Origin of the sequence: Ramlibacter humi (assembly GCF_004681975.1) — a bacterium.
GTDB lineage: Bacteria > Pseudomonadota > Gammaproteobacteria > Burkholderiales > Burkholderiaceae_C > Ramlibacter > Ramlibacter humi.
In genome coordinates this window covers 265,444-283,185 of record NZ_SMLK01000003.1, presented here as the reverse complement: position 1 = coordinate 283,185, position 17,742 = coordinate 265,444, and the positions used below count along the sequence as shown (strand labels likewise).

Here is a 17,742-nt window from a genome sequence, read left to right as displayed (position 1 = left end):
GGCTTCAGGCCTTGACGGCGGCGACGACCTTCTGGGCCGCTTCGGCCATGGTGTCCGCGCTGATGATCGGCAGGCCGGACTCGGCCAGCATCTTCTTGCCCAATTCCTCGTTCGTGCCCTTCATGCGCACGACCAGCGGAACCGAAAGCTGGACCGCCTTGCTGGCGGTGATCACGCCGGTGGCGATGGTGTCGCACTTCATGATGCCGCCGAAGATGTTCACCAGGATCGCCTTGACCTTGGGGTTCTTCAGCATGATCTTGAAGGCCTCGGTCACCTTCTCCGGGGTGGCGCCGCCGCCGACGTCCAGGAAGTTGGCCGGCTCGGCGCCGAACAGCTTGATGGTGTCCATGGTGGCCATCGCCAGGCCCGCGCCGTTCACCAGGCAGCCGATGTTGCCGTCCAGGCTGATGTACGCCAGGTCGAACTTCGAAGCCTCGATCTCGGCCGGGTCCTCTTCATCCAGGTCGCGCAGCGCGACGATGTCCGGATGGCGGAAGAGGGCGTTGGAGTCGAAGTTGAACTTCGCGTCCAGCGCGACGACGTTGCCCTTGCTGTCGCGGTTCAGCGGATTGATCTCCACCAGCGACGCGTCGGTGTCCATGTAGCACTTGTACAGCTTGCGGCACACGTCGGCGAACTGCGCCTGCGAGTCGGCCGGCATGCCCACGCCCTTGCCCAGTTCCTGCGCCTGCGCGTCGGTCAGGCCGATGAGCGGATCGACGAAGATCTTCACGATCTTCTCGGGCGTGGAGTGCGCCACTTCCTCGATGTCCATGCCGCCTTCGCTGGAGGCGATGAAGGCCACCTTCTGCGTGCCGCGATCGGTCACGACGGAGAGGTAGTACTCCTTCTGGATGTCGGCGCCGTCCTCGATGTACAGGCGGCGCACCTTCTGGCCTTCGGGGCCGGTCTGGTGAGTCTTGAGCTGCATGCCCAGGATCTGGCCGGCCAGTTCCTTGACTTGGTCCAGGCTCTTGGCGACCTTGACGCCGCCGCCCTTGCCGCGGCCGCCGGCGTGGATCTGCGCCTTCACGACCCACACCGGGCCGCCGAGCTTCTGGGCGGCTTCCACCGCCTCCTGGACCGTGAATGCCGGGATGCCGCGCGGCACGGGCACGCCGAAGCTGCGCAAGATCTCCTTGCCTTGGTACTCGTGAATCTTCATGGGGTCTCTTTCGGGACGGATGGGCGGTGCGGCGACTTCAGGAGCGCGGCTGCGGCGCCTCGCCAGCGAAGTGCAGCCGCCGACTGTATCATGGTGCGTTGCACAAACCCGGCGCTGGGGCAAGCCCCGCCGGGCGGATTCACAGGACAGTTTCATGCCCAAGGTCTTCATCGACGGCGAGGCCGGCACCACCGGCCTGCAGATCCGCGAACGGCTCGAGAAGATGCCGTCGGTCCAGCTCATGAGCATCGCGTCCGAGCGGCGAAAGGACCCGGCCGCCAAGCGCGAGCTGATGGCCGGCGTGGACCTGGTGATCCTGTGCCTGCACGACGATGCGGCGCGCGAATCGGCGGCCATGGTCGACGCCATCGAGAAAGAGAAGGGCAAGGCCCCGCGCATCATCGATGCCTCGACGGCGCATCGCGTGGCCGACGGCTGGGTCTTCGGCTTCCCGGAACTGGCGCCCGGCCAGCGTGAAGCCGTGCAGAAGGCCAGGCGGGTGAGCAACCCCGGCTGTTACTCGACGGGCGCGATCGCCCTCATCCGGCCGCTGGTCGATGCAGGGATCATCCCGAAGGACTTCCCGCTCGCCATTCCCGCCGTCAGCGGCTACACGGGCGGCGGCCGCTCGATGATCGAAGCGTTCCAGAAGGGCGAGTCAGGCCCGTTCGAGCTTTACGGCCTCGCGCTCAAGCACAAGCACCTGCCGGAGATCGTGAAGTACACCGGCCTGACGCGCCGGCCGATCTTCATCCCGTCGGTCGGCAACTTCGCGCAGGGCATGCTGGTGCAGCTGCCGCTGTTCCTGGACGATCTGCCGGGCAAGCCCAAGCTGGCCGAGCTGGAGCAGGCGCTGAAAAAACATTACGCCGGCAGCGAATGGGTGACCGTGGAGCCGGCCATCGAAGGCGGCCGCATCGAAGCCACCGCGCTGAACGACACCAACAAGATGGAACTGCGCGTTTTCGGCAACGAAGAACAGCGGCAGGCCGTGCTGGTGGCGCGCCTGGACAACCTGGGCAAGGGCGCCAGCGGCGCCGCCGTGCAGAACCTGAAGCTGATGTTCGGCCTGTAAGGCCGGCCTTCAGTCTTCGTCGCCCGATCCGCCGAGCACGCGGCGGATCGTTTCCCCTCCGAAGCCCCGCGCCGCCAGGAACCGCGACTGCTTGCCGCGCGCGGCCGCGTCCTGCGGCAGTTCACCGAACTTGCGGCGCCACACTTCGCGCGCCCTTTCCACTTCGGTGCCGCGCAGCTGGTCCATCGCCTGCGCGACGATGTCGGCCGCCAGCCCCTTGGCCTGCAGTTCCTGCCGGATGCGGCCCGCGCCCAGGCGGGCGGCACGCCGGTGCAGCACCGACTCGGCCACCCGCTCGTCGCGGATGAAACCCTTGGCCTGCAGCTCGTCCAGCACGCGCTGCAGCTGGCCCGCTTCTTCTTCGTGCGGTGCCAGCTTGCGCAGCAGCTCGGCGCGGGAATGTTCCCGCTGGCCGAGCAGGCGCAAGGCCCTCCCCTTGAGTGACAGCTGTCTCGTGACGGCCGGCATGCGGCGGGCGCTTACTCGGCGTCTTCCTCGTCTTCCACGTCCGGCAGCAGGGCGATGCTGAGCGATTCGCGGATCTTGTTCTCGATCTCGCGCGCCAGCTGCGGGTTCTCGCGCAGGAACTCGCGCGCGTTGTCGCGGCCCTGGCCGATCTTCTCGCCCTGGTAGGCATACCAGGCGCCCGACTTCTCCAGGATGCGCGCGTTGACGCCCATGTCGATGACCTCGCCCTCGCGGCTGATGCCCTCGCCGAACAGGATGTCGAACTCCGCGGTCTTGAAGGGGGGCGAGACCTTGTTCTTCACGACCTTGACCTTGGTCTCGTTGCCGATCGCCTCTTCGCCCTTCTTGATGGTGCCGGTGCGGCGGATGTCCAGGCGCACCGAGGCGTAGAACTTCAGCGCGTTGCCGCCGGTGGTGGTCTCGGGGCTGCCGAACATCACGCCGATCTTCATGCGAATCTGGTTGATGAAGATGACCATGCAGTTGGTCTTCTTGATCGTGGCCGTGAGCTTGCGCAGCGCCTGCGACATCAGTCGGGCCTGCAGGCCGGGCAGCGAATCGCCCATCTCGCCTTCGATTTCGGCCTTGGGCACCAGCGCGGCGACCGAGTCGATGACGATCAGGTCCACGGCGCCCGAGCGCACCAGGCTGTCGACGATCTCCAGCGCCTGCTCGCCGGTGTCCGGCTGGCTGATCAGCAACTCCTGCAGGTTGACGCCCAGCTTCTGGGCGTACTGCGTATCCAGGGCGTGCTCGGCGTCGACGAAGGCGCATGTGCCCGCCTGACGCTGCATCTCGGCAATGACCTGCAGGGTGAGGGTGGTCTTGCCCGACGATTCGGGGCCGTAGATCTCGATCACGCGGCCGCGCGGCAGGCCGCCGACGCCCAGCGCGATGTCCAGGCCCAGCGAGCCGGTGGACACCACCTGGATGTCCTCGATCACCTCGCCTTCGCCGAGCTTCATGATCGTGCCCTTGCCGAACTGCTTCTCGATCTGGGCCAGGGCGGCCTGGAGGGCCTTGGCCTTCTCGTTGTCGGCGGCCGCGATCTTGCTCCCCTTGACTTGCGCATCCATGGCAATCTCCTTGTGAATCAATGAGTTAGGTTGTCCACATCCGCTGTTTTGATTCACAGGCTGGATGCATGACCAGCACTCTAACGCGGCAGGTTGCGTGCCGTAAACGGGTTTTTTGGTCAGTTTGCCTTACCATCAACGAATGCTCCCCCATCCGGATGACGCCTGGCGGCAGACCCACTTGGGACGCCTGCTCGGCCACGCCATGCGGCGGTTCGACGAGCGCGTGCTGCACCTGATGGCGCACAACGTGGACGTGCCGCTGGCGCTGTCCAACCTGGCCGCCAGGGCGCAAGTGGGCGCGGCCCACGTCCACATCACCCGCCACCTCGCCATGGGCGGCTCGCGTCTCACCGACCTGGCGGCGCGCGCCGGCATGACCAAGCAAGCGATGGGCGACCTGGTCACGCAGTGCGAAGCCTGGGGCCTGGTCGTGCGGGAGCCCGACCCGCTGGATGCCCGCGCGCGGCAGGTGAGGTTTACCGAAGCCGGGCTGGCCTGGGTCGATGCCTTCCGCAAGGCGGTGCGGCAGGCCGAGGACGAATTCCGCGCCGAGGTGGGCACTGAGATCGCCACCGTCGTCGCCCTCGGCCTCGAGGCCTATGCAGGGCCCGCCGCGGGCGAGTAACAGGTCCGGTCCGCGCCAGCCCGGCGCCTAGAATTTGCCCGGCAGCGCCGGCCACGGCGCGAAGACGACAGGAGACAACGGCATGCGCATCCTCATCGCCGAAGACGACCAGGTGCTGGCGGACGGCCTGCTTCGCAGCCTGCGCGCTTCCGGCGCGGCCGTCGACCACGTCAGCAGTGGCAGCGAGGCCGACACCGCGCTGATGACGAACAACGAGTTCGACCTGCTGATCCTGGACCTGGGCCTGCCGAAGATGCACGGCCTGGAGGTGCTGAAGAAGCTGCGATCGCGCGGCTCGTCGATGCCGGTGCTGATCCTCACCGCCGCCGACAGCGTCGAGGAACGCGTCAAGGGCCTGGACCACGGCGCCGACGACTACATGGCCAAGCCGTTCTCGCTGCAGGAACTGGAGGCGCGCGTGCGCGCCCTCACGCGGCGCGGCATGGGCGCCACCAGCAGCACGATCAAGCACGGCCCGCTGGTGTACGACCAGGCCGGCCGCGTCGCCACCATCGACGGCAAGATGGTCGAGCTCTCCGCGCGCGAACTGGGTTTGCTGGAAGTTCTGCTGCAGCGCGCCGGGCGCCTCGTCAGCAAGGATCAGCTGGTGGAGCGGCTGTGCGAGTGGGGCGAGGAGGTGAGCAACAACGCCATCGAGGTGTACATCCACCGCCTGCGCAAGAAGATCGAGAAAGGCCCGATCCGCATTGCCACGGTGCGGGGGCTGGGTTACTGCCTGGAGAAGATCTCCGGATGACGGATGACTTCGCTGCGGCTCAACGACAAATGACAACGCCGCCATTCGTCATTGAGCCGCAGCGAAGTCATTCGTCATTCGTCATCCGATGAAGATCTTTCAGCGCGAACAGCGCTCCCTCTTCGGCGAGATCCTCGACTGGATGCTCACGCCGCTGCTGCTGCTGTGGCCGGTGAGCCTGGCGCTCACCTGGCTGGTGGCGCAAAGCATCGCCGGCAAGCCGTTCGACCGTGCGCTCGAATACAACGTGCAGGCGCTGGCGCAGCTGGTCCTGGTGCAGAACCAGCGCGCGGTGTTCAACCTGCCGCAGCCCGCTCGCGAGCTGCTGCGCGCCGACGACGCCGACCACGTCTACTACCAGGTGGTGGGCCCCAAGGGCGAGGTGCTCAGCGGCGAGCGCGATTTCCCCGCGCCGCCGGAAGACGAGAAGCCCCTGCTCGGCGAAGTGCGCCTGCGCGACGACGAGATCCGCGGGCTGGACGTGCGCGTGGCGTACACGTGGGTGCGCGTGGACTTGCCCGGCGCGCAGCCGGCGCTGGTGCAGGTGGCCGAAACGCGCGAGAAGCGCAGCGTGCTGGCCACCGAGATCATCAAGGGCGTGATGCTGCCGCAGTTCGTCATCCTGCCGCTGGCGGTGCTGCTGGTGTGGCTGGCGCTGGTGCGCGGCATCAAGCCGCTGTCGCAGCTGGAAGAGCGCATCCGCGCGCGCAAGCCGGACGACCTGTCGCCGCTGGACGACCGTGCCGTGCCGCTGGAGGTGGCGCCCCTGGTGTCGTCGGTGAACGACCTGCTGCTGCGGCTGAAGGATTCCATCGCCACGCAGAAGCGCTTCCTCGCCGACGCGGCGCACCAGCTGAAGACGCCTCTCGCCGGCCTTCGCATGCAGGCCGACCTGGCGCAGCGGGAAGGCGCCAATGCCGACGAGCTGAAGCAGTCGCTCAAGCAGATCGGCCGCTCGAGCGTGCGCGCCACGCACACGGTGAACCAGCTGCTGGCGCTGGCGCGCGCCGAAAGCAGCGGCCGGGCGCTGCCCCGCCAGGCCTGCGACGTGGCCGCGCTGACGCAGGAAGCGGTGCGCGACCTGCTGCCCCGCGCGATGGACCGCCGCATCGACCTGGGCTACGACGGCGCGCAGCCTGGAGCGCCCGGTGTGGGCGTCACCGGCAACGCCACGCTGCTGAAGGAGTTGATCCGCAACCTGCTGGACAACGCGATCAACTACACGCCGTCCAGCGACGCGCAGCCCGGCGTCATCACCGCGCGCGTGCTGGCCGACCCGATCGGCGGCGTGGTGCTGCTGCAGGTGGAAGACTCCGGGCCCGGCATCCCCGAAGCCGAGCGTGAGCTGGTGTTCCAGCCTTTCTACCGTTCGCTGGACACGACGGTGGACGGCTCGGGCCTGGGCTTGCCCATCGTGCTGGAGATCGCGCGGCAGCATGGCGCGCAAGTGCGCCTGGAAGACGCCCACCCGGGACAGGTGCCGCCGGGCACGCGCGCCGTGGTGAGGTTCACCAGCCGCGTGGAGATGGAAGAGGGCGAGGCGGCGCAGGCCGCCTGAAATCTCAAGCCGGCTTGTAGACGTTCAGCTGCAGCCGCTCGCGTTCGATGGCGCGTGCCACGGCCGGCAGCTGCGCCACCTTCTGCACGTGCGCCCACAAGGCCGGGAAGCTTGCGGGGTCGATGCCCGCGAAGCCGCCCCAGCGCAGCAGGGTCAGCGCGTACGCGTCCATCGGCCCGAACTGCGCGCCGCCGAGGAACTCGCGGCCCTGCGAATTCATGCTCTTGGCCATGGCTTCGATCTCGGCCAGCATGGGCCGGTACAGCTGCGCGTTGTAGGCCTTCAGCTCGGCCTGCACCTCGGGCTTGTCGCTGTACTTGAACGGCATGAACACGTGCGTGAAGGTCGGGTGCACGGTGTTGTTCATCCACGCCAGCGTCTCGATCGCCTTGGCGCGCGCCAGCGGTTCCTTCGGCAGGAAACCCAGCTGCGGATGCTTCGCGTCCAGGTAGCCGACGATGGCCAGGATCTGCGTGATGGTGGCGCCGCCGTCCACCAGCACGGGCACCTGGCCGTGGGGGTTGATCGCCAGGTACTCGGGCGACTTCTGCTCGTTCTTGTGCAGCTTCACCATCACCGGCTCGAACGGCTCGCCGATGGTTTCCAGCAGCGTGTGCGGCACGAACGAACAGGCACCGGGCGCGAAATACAGCTTCACGGTCATTTCAGTCTCCTTGGGTCAGCGGCAGGGCCGCAGCGGCTTGCCGCCCAGCGCGGGCTTCAGGTCGTCCAGGCGCCCGCGCAGCGAATCGTCCAGCGCGGGCAGCACCAGCCGCTGGCCGCGGACCTCCGGGCGTTCCTGCACCACCTTCGCGGTGCGCACGCCGCGCGTGTTCAGCTTCTCCAGCTGCTGCTGCGCGGCTTCCTGCGTGGGAAAACCGCCGAGCGACAGACCCGGCTCGAGGTCGGGATTGGACAGCGCTTCGTAGGTCACGCCGATCTGGCGCAGCTCGCCCTTCTTGCGCTCGACGTTTTCCGCGTTCGGGTACTTGCCCATGTAGACGATCCAGCGCCCGGGTTCGTTCACGGGTTCCAGCGACCAGGCCGACTCGGGCCAGCTCACCAGCGCCTGCCGCAGCGGGTCGATGGCGGCGGTTTCGAAGGGGCCGGCCTGCAGGCATTCCGCCGGCCTGGCTTCGGCCTGCAGCCGCCTGGCCTCCTCGGGCGGCAGCACCCGCACCGCTTCCGGCTTGACCTGCTGGGCCAGCCGATGCGGCTCGCGCTCGGGCAGCGGGCCGAAGCCCCAGGACAGCAGCAGGCCGTCGGCCCATGCGTAGTAGGCGCCGTTGGCCAGCAGCAGCAACAGGACGAGGAGGCGAAGCATTTGGGTTCAGGCGGGCCGCACGCTGACTTCCGCGCTGGTGACGGCCCGCATGCCGGCGGCAGTATGCACGAGCAGGGCACCGCGCTCGTCCACGCCGTGGGCCGTGCCGGCCATGCCGTCGGACAGGCGCACCGCGCGGTCGGCGAGGGCGTCGCGGCGCTCGAAGCGGGCCTGGAACGGGGAGAAGCCGAACTGCTCGAAAGCCTGCAACGTGCGCACGACCGGCTCGGCCACCGCAAGCAAGGTGCCGGGCGCCGTGGCATCGGGCTGCAGCTCCCGCAGGCCGATGGCCGGCGCGGCGCGCGGCGCCACGTTGATGCCGATGCCCACGATGGTGTACCGCGAAGCGCCACCGTCCACAGGTGCCGCCGTCTCGATCAGGATGCCCGTGAGCTTGCGATCATCGACCCAAAGGTCGTTCGGCCACTTCAGGCGGATGTCCGCGTGCAGGGCTTCCGCCACCGCCACGCCCACCGCGAGCGACAGCCCCGACCAGTCGGGCGGCGCCAGCGGCAACCCCAGCGAGAAGGTGAGCGAATCGCCGGCGGCGCTTTCCCAGCTGCGCCCCAGCCGGCCGCGGCCGGCCGTCTGGTGCTCGGCCACCAGCAGCACCGGCTCCGTGCGGCCAGCGCGGGCGCGCCGCATCAGTTCGGAATTGGTAGAGTCCAGCTCGGGCAGCACCTCGACGGTAAAGCCCGGCAGCAGGGGCGCCACCGCCTCCCACACGGCTTCGGCCGGCCAGCGCATGGGCTTCAGTCCTTCTTCTTTTTCTTCTTTTTTTTCTTCTTCTCGTCCTTGGGAGCGAGAAGGGTGCCGCGGCAGTCGCCGGCCCCGCACCAGCAGGGGTAGTCGGCCTTGAGCTCCTTGGTGATCTTGCCGTCGATCACCAGGCCGTAGTCGTAGTTGAGCTCCTCGCCGGCCGCGATGTTGCGCAGGGCCTTGATGAACACCCGGCCGCCCACCTCGTCGGCTTCGCAGTTCGGGGCGCAGGAATGGTTGATCCAGCGGGAGGAATTGCCGCCATACAGCGCGTCGATGACACGCTTGTCGTCCACGTGGAAATAGAAGGTATGGTTCGGGTCCTTCGGGTCGTGGGGATGGCGGCGCTGGGCCTCTTTCCAGGAGATGACCTCGCCGACGTATTCGATGATGGTCTCGCCCTCGGGGATGTCCTGCACGGCGAACACACCCTTGCCGTGGACGCCGGAGCGGCGGGTCTGGATCTTCCGACCGGCCCCGGATACTGCGTTTGTTGCCATTCCTGAAACTCTGATAAGTTGAATATGCACACACGCGTGCGCGTACGCGCGCGTGAGAGACACGGGATTGTAGGAACATGGGAAAGACACTGGTCATCGCCGAAAAGCCGTCCGTGGCGCAGGACATCGTCCGCGCGCTCACGCCCGTTGCCGGCAAGTTCGACAAGCACGACGAATACTTCGAGAACGACGCGTGGGTCGTCACCAGCGCCGTGGGGCACCTGGTGGAGATCCAGGCGCCGGAGGAATTCGACGTCAAGCGCGGCAAGTGGAGCTTCGCCCACCTGCCGGTGATCCCGCCGTACTTCGACCTGAAGCCGGTGGACAAGACCAAGGGGCGCCTCAGCGCCGTGGTCAAGCTCGCCAAGCGCAAGGACATCAGCGAACTCGTCAACGCCTGCGACGCGGGCCGCGAGGGCGAGCTGATCTTCCGGCTGATCGAGCAGTACGCGTTCGGGGAAGGCGGCGAGAAGAAGGCCGCCGTGCGCAAGCCGGTCCGTCGCCTGTGGCTGCAGTCGATGACGCCGCAGGCCATCCGCGACGGCTTCGACGCGCTGCGCAGCGACCAGCAGATGCAGGGCCTGGCTTCGGCCGCGCGCTCGCGCTCGGAAGCCGACTGGCTGGTGGGCATCAACGGCACGCGCGCGATGACCGCGTTCAACTCGCGCGATGGCGGCTTCTTCCTCACCACCGTGGGCCGGGTGCAGACGCCGACGCTGGCCATCGTGGTCGAGCGCGAAGAGCAGATCCGCAAGTTCATCAGCCGCGACTACTGGGAGGTGCACGCCACCTTCCTGGCGGAGGCCGGCGAGTACCCCGGCAAGTGGTTCGACCCCAAGTGGAAGAAGAACCCGGACGACGCCGAGCAGAAGGCCGACCGCGTCTGGTCCGCGAAGGAAGCGCAGGCCATCGCCGTCGCGGTGCGCGGCAAGGCCGCCACCGTCACCGAGGAATCCAAGCCCAGCACGCAGGCTTCGCCCCTGCTGTTCGACCTGACTTCGCTGCAGCGCGAGGCCAACGGCCGCTTCGGCTACTCGGCCAAGACCACGCTGGCGCTGGCGCAGTCGCTGTACGAGCGCCACAAGGCGCTGACCTACCCGCGGACCGATTCGCGCGCGCTGCCCGAGGACTACCTCGCCACCGTCAAGCAGACCATGGGCATGCTGGCCGACAGCGGCATGGGCCACCTGGCGCCGTTCGCGGCGCAGGCGCTGAAGGAAGGCTACGTCAAGCCGACCAAGCGCGTGTTCGACAACAGCAAGGTCAGCGACCACTTCGCCATCATCCCGACGCCGCAGGCGCCCAGCGGCCTGTCGGACGCCGAGCAGAAGCTGTACGACCTGGTGGTGCGCCGCTTCCTGTCGGTGTTCTTCCCCAGCGCCGAGTACCTGGTCACCACGCGCATCAGCCAGGTGGTGGACCACAGCTTCCGCACCGACGGCAAGGTGCTGGTCAAGCCGGGCTGGCTGGCCATCTGGGGCAAGGAAGCCGAAGTCGACAAGCCCGAGGGCGAGGAAGGCAGCGGCAAATCGCTGGTGCCGGTGCGCGAAGGCGAGATGCCGCGCGCCGAGGTCGTCGAGCCCAAGGGCTTGAAGACGCGCCCGCCGGCGCGCTACTCGGAAGCCACGCTGCTGGGCGCGATGGAAGGCGCCGGCAAGTTCGTCGAGGACGACGAGCTGCGCGAAGCCATGCAGGAGAAGGGCCTGGGCACGCCGGCCACGCGGGCGGCCACCATCGAAGGCCTCATCGCCGAGAAGTACATGCTGCGCGACGGCCGCGAGCTGATCCCCACCGCCAAGGCGTTCCAGCTGATGACGCTGCTGCGCGGCCTGGGCGTGGAGGAACTCACCAAACCCGAGCTTACCGGCGAGTGGGAACACAAGCTTGCGCAGATGGAGCACGGCAAGCTCTCGCGCGACGCGTTCATGCTCGAGATCGCTGAGATGACCAGGCACATCGTCCGCAAGGCCAAGGAGTACGACCGCGACACGGTGCCGGGCGACTACGCCACGCTGAAGACGCCGTGCCCCAACTGCGGCGGCATCGTGCGCGAAAACTACCGCCGCTACACCTGCACCGGCCGCAGCGGCACGGGCGAGGACGCGTGCGGCTTCTCGTTCACCAAGATCCCCGCCGGCCGCGCATTCGAGCAGGACGAGGTGGAGCAGTTCCTGCGCGACAAGCGCATCGGGCCGCTGGAAGGCTTCCGCTCCAAGGCGGGCTGGCCGTTCACGGCCGAGATCGCGCTGAAGTACGACGAGGAAGAGAAGAACTGGAAGCTGGAGTTCGATTTCGGCGACGAGGAAGACCCGGCGCAAACCGGCGAAGTGATCGACTTCAGCGGTCAGGAATCGCTGGGGCCGTGCCCGAAGTGCGGTGCGCGCGTCTTCGAGTGGGGCAAGAACTACGTCTGCGAAAAGTCGGTGCCGACCGCGGCGCAACCCACGCCCAGCTGCGACTTCAAGACCGGCCAGATCATCCTGCAGCAGCCGGTGGACCGCGAGCAGATGCACAAGCTGCTGGCCACCGGCAAGACCGGCCTGCTGGACAAGTTCGTGTCGATGCGCACGCGCCGGCCGTTCAAGGCTTTCCTCGCGTGGGATGCGGAGGCGGGCAAGGTGAACTTCGAATTCGAGCAGCGCGAAAGCAAGTTCCCGCCGCGCAAGGGCGCCGCCGCGCGCGCTGCGCCGCCGGCCAAGAAGACAGCCGCAGCGAAGTCGCCGGCCGCGAAGAAGGCGCCCGCGGCGAAAAAGGCTGCGGCGCCCAAGGCACCGCGCAAGGCCGGCCCGGGTCTCGCGCCCAGCGCCGACCTCGCCGCCGTGATCGGCGCGGAACCGGTCGCGCGCACCGAGGCCGTGAAGAAGATCTGGGACTACATCAAGGCCAACGGCCTGCAGGACGCGAAGGACAAGCGCGCCATCAATGCCGACGCCAAGCTGCAGAAGGTGTTCGGCAAGCCGCAGGTCACGATGTTCGAGCTGGCCGGCATCCTGGGCAAGCACCTGGGCTGACATGCCGTCCGCCGACACCCTCGAACGCTTCATCGCCCGCGTGGAGAGCAACGCCCACGTCGAGGCGATCCTCGAGTTCTACGCCGAAGGCGCCTCGATGCAGGAGAACTTCGACCCGCCCCGCGTGGGCCGCGAAGCGCTCGTCGCCAACGAGCAGAGGGCCTTGTCGATGGCGAAGTCGGTGTACTCGGAATGCGTGCGGCCGGCATTCGTCAGCGGCGACCGCGTGGTGATCCGCTGGATCTTCGAGTTCACCGGCCATGACGGCAGCGTGCGCCGCATCGAGGAACTGGCCTACCAGCGCTGGGAAGGCGAGCGCATCGCGCAGGAACAGTTCTTCTACGACCCGCGCCAGTTCGCGCCGCGCAAGCGCGACTGAGCGATCAGCGCAGCGCGCGGTGCATGTGCACCTTGCCGTGCGCGCGGCCGTCCACGACGATGGCGCGCGGTTCGGTGCCGAACGCGCGGAAGCCGGCTTTCTCATACAGCCGCTGTGCGGCGCCGTTGCCTTCGGTGACGGTGAGCACCAGGTCGGTCAGGCCGCCCGCGATCGCTTCGTCCAGCAGCGCCTGCAGCAACGCGCGGCCAGCGCCACGCCCCGCCGCTTCCGGCGCCACGTACATGCCCACCACATGCCCCTTGTGGCGCTCCTTCGCCCGCGGCAGCCGTTCCAGCCCGACCATGCCGGCCAGCATGCCCGCGTCGTCGAAAGCGCCCCAGAACATGGTGTTCGTTGAAGCGAGACGCTGCCGCGAAGCTTCCGGCGGCTTGGCACTGTCTTCTTCCCAACTGGACGTGAAGGCCTCGGGATGCTCGCGCAGCGCGCGCAGCCGCAACTCGCGGTAGGCCAGGGCGTCTTCCGGTTGCAGGCGTCGAATGAGCATGCGGCCGATGATGCCGCAGCCGGCGTCAGGCCGCCTGCAGTTCCGCGCGTGCCACGGGCGCGACACGCTCGCGCAACAGCCAATACGCGAGCAAGGGGCCGCGCCCGCGCAGGTCGACCAGACCGCGCGCGCTGAAGTCGAACGCGGCGCCGGCCTGCCGGACAACGGCTTCGCTCACCTGGATGCCGCCTTCGCGGCCGCTGGACTCCAGCCGGCTGGCGACGTTGACCGTGTCGCCCCACACGTCGTACAGGAAGCGCCGCACGCCCAGCACGCCCCCGACCGCGGGCCCGGCGTGCACACCGATGCGCATGGCCAACTCGGTGCCGTTCTCGCGGTTGTAGCGCGCCAGAACCAAGCGCATGTCGAGCGCCAGGCGGCAGAGCGCGTCGACGCGCACGTGCGACACCGCCATGTACGCATCGCCGATGGTCTTGATCTTCTCCACGCCGTGCCAGTCCGCCAGCCGGTCGAAGCCCGAAAAGATGTCGTCGAGCACCAGCACCAGCTGCTCGGGCGGCAGCCCGCTGGAAAAGCGCGTGAAGCCCACGATGTCGGCGAACAGCACGCCCAGGTTGTCGAACTTGCGCGCACGCGCCCGTCCATCGCGCTTGATCTCCTCGGCCACCGCGCGCGGCAAGGCGTTGTGCAGAACTTCGTCGGCACGCTTGCGCTCCGTCTCCGCGCGTTGGGTTTCGGTGTACAGCGCCAGATCACGCGCAAAGGTGAAGCGGTCCAGCCACAGGCACAGCACCACCACGCAGAACGGGTTGAGCAGGCCGGTCAGCGTCCTCTCCAGGTCGCCGCCTTCGCGCTGCCAGAAGGCGCAGCCCAGGCCGATCACGCTGAGGGCGTACAGGGGCTGCCGGATGCGCCGGCGCATGGCCGCCACCGCGGCGCCGAAGGTCATGCCGGCGGCATAGACCGACAGGTCGCGGTGCATCGAAATGTCGACCATGCCGCTCCAGGTGCACAGGCCGATGAAGGCGGCGCAGAACGCGTTGAGCAACAGTTCGCTCGCCGATGCCTGCCAGCGGTCGGCCAGCAGCATGGACAGGAACACGGCTTCCGTCGCCACCTGCCAGGCGATGAGCCAGCCCAGGGATGGCGCGGCGGGGTCGTGCAGCAACTGCAGGTTCGTGGCCAGCGACGCCAGCGGCAGCACCACCGCCACCACCTTGCTGTACCGCACGGTGACCGTCCAGCTCCTGTGCGTGAGCCACTGCACGAATGCCGCATCTTCCATCGTCCCTCCCATCCCGCGTGCCGCGGGGGAGGCGCAACTTAAGGCGGCGCGGCGCCCGTGCGCAACGTGCGCTCCAAGAAGAAAAGCGCCCGGCGGGCGCTTTTCTCATCGGGAGTGGGGACGGGCGCTTACTTCGCCGCGACCACCCGGGCCATCTCCAGCACCTTGTTGGAGTAGCCCCACTCGTTGTCGTACCAGCTCACCAGCTTGACGAAGGTGCCGTCCAGCGCGATGCCGGCGTCAGCGTCGAAGATGGACGTGCGCGCGTCGCCGCGGAAGTCCGTGGCCACCACCTTGTCTTCGGTGTAGCCCAGTATGCCCTTCAGCGCGCCCTGGCTCTGCGCCTTCATCTCGGCGCAGATCTCGTCGTAGGTCGCCGACTTGTTCAGCTCCACCGTCAGGTCGACCACCGAGACGTCGGAGGTCGGCACGCGGAACGACATGCCGGTGAGCTTCTTGTTCAGCTCGGGGATCACCACGCCCACCGCCTTGGCCGCGCCGGTGGACGACGGGATGATGTTTTCCAGGACGCCGCGGCCGCCGCGCCAGTCCTTGTTGCTGGGGCCGTCCACGGTCTTCTGGGTGGCGGTGGTGGCGTGCACGGTGGTCATCAGGCCGCGCTTGATGCCCCACTTGTCGTTCACCACCTTGGCCAGCGGCGCCAGGCAGTTGGTGGTGCAGGACGCGTTGGAGATGATCGCCTCGCCCTTGTACGTCTTGTCGTTGACGCCGAACACGAACATCGGCGTGTCGTCCTTCGACGGCGCGGACATGATGACCTTCTTGGCCCCGGCGGCGATGTGCTTCTGCGCGCCTTCCTTGGTGAGGAAGATGCCGGTGGACTCCACCACGACCTCGGCGCCGACGGCGCTCCAGTTGAGCTCGGACGGATCCTTCACCGCGGTCAGGCGGATCTTCTTGCCGTTGACGATGAGCGTGTTGCCGTCCACCGAGACGTCGCCTTCGAACCGGCCGTGCACGCTGTCGTAGCGAAGCATGTAGGCCAGGTAGTCGGGCTCGAGCAGGTCGTTGATGCCGACCACCTCGATGTCCTTGAAGTTCTGCACCGCGGCGCGGAACACCATGCGGCCGATTCGGCCGAAGCCGTTGATCCCGATCTTGATGGTCATCTTCAGTCTTCCAGTGGTTTCAATGCGAATTCGACAATTCTTGCCCAGCCGCGCGCGCTTGTGGGGCGCCTCAGCGCGACAGTGCCACCCGCACGGTGTCGGCCACGTTCTCCGGCGTGAAGCCGAAGTGCTTGAACAGCACGTTGGCGGGCGCGGACTCGCCGTAGGTGTCGATGCCGACCACCGCCGCGCAGCCGTACTTCCACCAGAAGTCGGTGACGCCCGCCTCGACGGCGATGCGCGGCACGCCCGCGGGCAGCACTTCCGTCTTGTACGCGGCGCTCTGGCGGTCGAACGTGGTGGTGCTGGGCATGGAGACCACGCGAACCGCGATGCCGTCCTGCGCCAGCTGCTCCTGCGCCTTCAGCGCCAGCTGCACTTCGGAGCCGGTGGCGATGATCACCGCGCGCGGCTTGCCGCGGGCGCCGACTTCCGCCGGCTCGGCCAGCACGTAGCCACCCTTGCTGATGTCTTCCAGGCCGGCCTTGGGCGCGTACGGCAGGTTCTGGCGCGAGAGCAGCAGCGCGGTCGGGCGCTGCGTGTTCTGCAGCGCGACGGCCCAAGCCACGGTGGTTTCGGCCGTGTCAGCCGGGCGCCAGACGTCCAGGTTGGGGATCAGGCGCAGGCTGGAAGCATGCTCGATGGACTGGTGGGTCGGACCGTCTTCGCCCAGGCCGATGGAGTCGTGCGTGAACACGTGGATCACGCGCTGCTTCATCAGCGCCGCCATGCGGATGGCGTTGCGGCTGTAGTCGCTGAACGTGAGGAAGGTGCCGGCGTACGGGATGTAGCCGCCGTGCAGCGCGATGCCGTTCAGCACCGCGGCCATGCCGAACTCGCGCACGCCGTAGTTGATGTGGCGGCCGATGCGGCCCTGCTCGTCGCGCTTGACCTCGCCCGCCAGGTCGAAGCGCAGCGGCGCGGTGCTCTTGGTGTTGGTGAGGTTGGAGCCGGTGAGGTCGGCGCTGCCGCCCAGCATCTCCGGCAGGGCGGCGGTGAAGGCTTCCAGCGCCAGCTGCGAAGCCTTGCGCGAGGCGACGGTCTCGGCCTTGGCATGCGCGCCCACGGCGGCATCGACGGCCACTTGCGCGAAGTTGCGCGGCAGCTCGCCCTTCATGCGGCGGGCGAATTCGGTCGCGAGCTCGGGGTAGGCGGCCTTGTACATGGCGAAGCGCGCTTCCCACTCGGCCTGCGCCTTGCGGCCGGAGGCCTTGGCATCCCATGCGCCGTAGATTTCCTTGGGCACCACGAAGGGGTCGTGCGGCCAGCCCAGCGCCTCGCGCGTGAGCGTCACTTCTTCCAGGCCCAGCGCCTCGCCGTGCGCCTTGGCGGTGTTCACGCGGTTGGGGCTGCCCTTGCCGATCTGCGTCTTGGCGACGACCAGCGTGGGCTTGTCGGCGCTGTTGCGCGCGTCGGCGATGGCGCGGTCCACCGCGTCCACATCGTGGCCGTCGATCGGGCCGATGACGTTCCAGCCGTAGGCGCGGAAGCGCGCGGGCGTGTCGTCGATGAACCAGGGCGTGACCTGGCCGTCGATGGAGATGCCATTGTCGTCATAGACGGCCACCAGCTTGTTCAGCTTCCAGGCGCCGGCCAGCGCGCAGGCTTCGTGGCTGATGCCCTCCATCAGGCAGCCGTCACCGAGGAAGACGTAGGTGTGGTGATCGACGATGGTGTGGCCATCGCGGTTGAATTCCGCGGCCAGCAGCTTCTCGGCCAGCGCCATGCCCACCGCGTTGGTGATGCCCTGGCCCAGCGGGCCGGTGGTGGTTTCCACGCCGGGCGTCACGCCCACTTCGGGGTGGCCGGCGGTCTTGCTGTGCAGCTGGCGGAAGTTCTTCAGCTCCTGCATCGGCAGGTCGTAACCGGTCAGGTGCAGCAGCGCGTAGACCAGCATGGAGCCGTGGCCGTTGGACAGCACGAAGCGGTCGCGGTCGAACCACTTCGGATCGGCCGGGTTGTGCCTCAGGTGGCGGTGCCACAACGCAACCGCGATGTCGGCCATGCCCATCGGCGCGCCCGGGTGGCCGGAGTTGGCTGCCTGCACCGCGTCCATGGCCAGCGCCCGGATGGCGTTGGCCATCTGCGCGGCGTCGGCGCGCGCAGCAGCAGGAGTGGAAGAAGCCGGGGTGGAAGCAGCGGAGAGGAGGGACATCGC

17 protein-coding genes are annotated in these 17,742 nt (G+C 68.0%); 6 read left to right on the top strand and 11 right to left on the bottom strand.

Annotated features, from left to right (window positions below; translation table 11 throughout):
* Window positions 1-4: 4 nt before the first annotated feature.
* Window positions 5-1,168: an ADP-forming succinate--CoA ligase subunit beta gene (gene sucC, locus EZ216_RS12345; protein WP_135250065.1), complete on the bottom strand. Its 1,164-nt coding sequence runs from the start codon at window positions 1,166-1,168 to the stop codon at window positions 5-7.
* A gap of 154 nt (window positions 1,169-1,322) precedes the next feature.
* Here sucC and argC point away from each other — a divergent pair, with 154 nt between their 5' ends.
* Entirely contained in the window at window positions 1,323-2,243 is a 921-nt protein-coding gene (gene argC / locus EZ216_RS12340; RefSeq protein ID WP_135250064.1) for an N-acetyl-gamma-glutamyl-phosphate reductase, read from the top strand.
* Window positions 2,244-2,252: 9 nt separating this feature from the next.
* Here the strand turns inward: argC and recX are convergent, their stop codons facing one another.
* Both recX and recA read right to left on the bottom strand, forming a co-directional pair.
* Window positions 2,253-2,711 carry a recombination regulator RecX gene (recX, locus tag EZ216_RS12335; RefSeq protein ID WP_135250063.1) on the bottom strand — a complete coding sequence of 153 codons (459 nt, stop codon included), beginning with the start codon at window positions 2,709-2,711 and terminating at the stop codon, window positions 2,253-2,255.
* An 11-nt stretch (window positions 2,712-2,722) separates the two neighbouring features.
* Entirely contained in the window at window positions 2,723-3,787 is a 1,065-nt protein-coding gene (gene recA, locus EZ216_RS12330; protein ID WP_135250062.1) for a recombinase RecA, read from the bottom strand.
* Between the two features lie 142 nt (window positions 3,788-3,929).
* On the opposite strand from recA, the gene EZ216_RS12325 reads away from it, so the two are divergent.
* From EZ216_RS12325 to EZ216_RS12315, 3 genes are all read left to right on the top strand, one after another.
* Window positions 3,930-4,415, top strand: coding sequence for a MarR family winged helix-turn-helix transcriptional regulator (locus EZ216_RS12325; protein ID WP_135250061.1), 486 nt, complete (start codon window positions 3,930-3,932; stop codon window positions 4,413-4,415).
* Between the two features lie 82 nt (window positions 4,416-4,497).
* Window positions 4,498-5,172, top strand: coding sequence for a response regulator (locus tag EZ216_RS12320; protein WP_135250060.1), 675 nt, complete (start codon window positions 4,498-4,500; stop codon window positions 5,170-5,172).
* 88 nt (window positions 5,173-5,260) lie between these two features.
* Window positions 5,261-6,730 (top strand): sensor histidine kinase, encoded by a 1,470-nt coding sequence (locus EZ216_RS12315; protein ID WP_135250059.1) that lies wholly within the window; start codon window positions 5,261-5,263, stop codon window positions 6,728-6,730.
* A 4-nt stretch (window positions 6,731-6,734) separates the two neighbouring features.
* Here the strand turns inward: EZ216_RS12315 and EZ216_RS12310 are convergent, their stop codons facing one another.
* From EZ216_RS12310 to EZ216_RS12295, 4 genes are read right to left on the bottom strand one after another with little or no spacing between them, the layout of a single operon-like run.
* Entirely contained in the window at window positions 6,735-7,394 is a 660-nt protein-coding gene (locus EZ216_RS12310; RefSeq protein ID WP_135250058.1) for a glutathione S-transferase family protein, read from the bottom strand.
* Window positions 7,395-7,409: 15 nt separating this feature from the next.
* A complete protein-coding gene (locus EZ216_RS12305) occupies window positions 7,410-8,054 on the bottom strand; it encodes an SPOR domain-containing protein (RefSeq protein WP_135250057.1) in 645 nt (214 codons plus the stop codon).
* Between the two features lie 6 nt (window positions 8,055-8,060).
* Window positions 8,061-8,801: a biotin--[acetyl-CoA-carboxylase] ligase gene (locus EZ216_RS12300; protein ID WP_135250056.1), complete on the bottom strand. Its 741-nt coding sequence runs from the start codon at window positions 8,799-8,801 to the stop codon at window positions 8,061-8,063.
* 5 nt (window positions 8,802-8,806) lie between these two features.
* Window positions 8,807-9,313: an SET domain-containing protein gene (locus EZ216_RS12295; RefSeq protein ID WP_135250220.1), complete on the bottom strand. Its 507-nt coding sequence runs from the start codon at window positions 9,311-9,313 to the stop codon at window positions 8,807-8,809.
* Between the two features lie 77 nt (window positions 9,314-9,390).
* Here EZ216_RS12295 and EZ216_RS12290 point away from each other — a divergent pair, with 77 nt between their 5' ends.
* Both EZ216_RS12290 and EZ216_RS12285 read left to right on the top strand, forming a co-directional pair.
* The gene (locus EZ216_RS12290) at window positions 9,391-12,324 is read left to right on the top strand and encodes a DNA topoisomerase III (protein WP_135250055.1); all 2,934 of its coding nucleotides are present in this window, start codon (window positions 9,391-9,393) and stop codon (window positions 12,322-12,324) included.
* Between the two features lies 1 nt (window position 12,325).
* Window positions 12,326-12,703, top strand: coding sequence for a nuclear transport factor 2 family protein (locus EZ216_RS12285; protein WP_135250054.1), 378 nt, complete (start codon window positions 12,326-12,328; stop codon window positions 12,701-12,703).
* A gap of 4 nt (window positions 12,704-12,707) precedes the next feature.
* Here the strand turns inward: EZ216_RS12285 and EZ216_RS12280 are convergent, their stop codons facing one another.
* The 4 genes from EZ216_RS12280 to tkt form a co-directional block, all read right to left on the bottom strand.
* Entirely contained in the window at window positions 12,708-13,208 is a 501-nt protein-coding gene (locus tag EZ216_RS12280) for a GNAT family N-acetyltransferase (RefSeq protein WP_205959667.1), read from the bottom strand.
* A 25-nt stretch (window positions 13,209-13,233) separates the two neighbouring features.
* Window positions 13,234-14,454 carry an adenylate/guanylate cyclase domain-containing protein gene (locus EZ216_RS12275; protein ID WP_167772883.1) on the bottom strand — a complete coding sequence of 407 codons (1,221 nt, stop codon included), beginning with the start codon at window positions 14,452-14,454 and terminating at the stop codon, window positions 13,234-13,236.
* Between the two features lie 128 nt (window positions 14,455-14,582).
* A complete protein-coding gene (gene gap, locus EZ216_RS12270; protein ID WP_135250052.1) occupies window positions 14,583-15,584 on the bottom strand; it encodes a type I glyceraldehyde-3-phosphate dehydrogenase in 1,002 nt (333 codons plus the stop codon).
* A 70-nt stretch (window positions 15,585-15,654) separates the two neighbouring features.
* Window positions 15,655-17,739 (bottom strand): transketolase, encoded by a 2,085-nt coding sequence (gene tkt, locus EZ216_RS12265; protein ID WP_135250051.1) that lies wholly within the window; start codon window positions 17,737-17,739, stop codon window positions 15,655-15,657.
* Window positions 17,740-17,742: the final 3 nt, after the last annotated feature.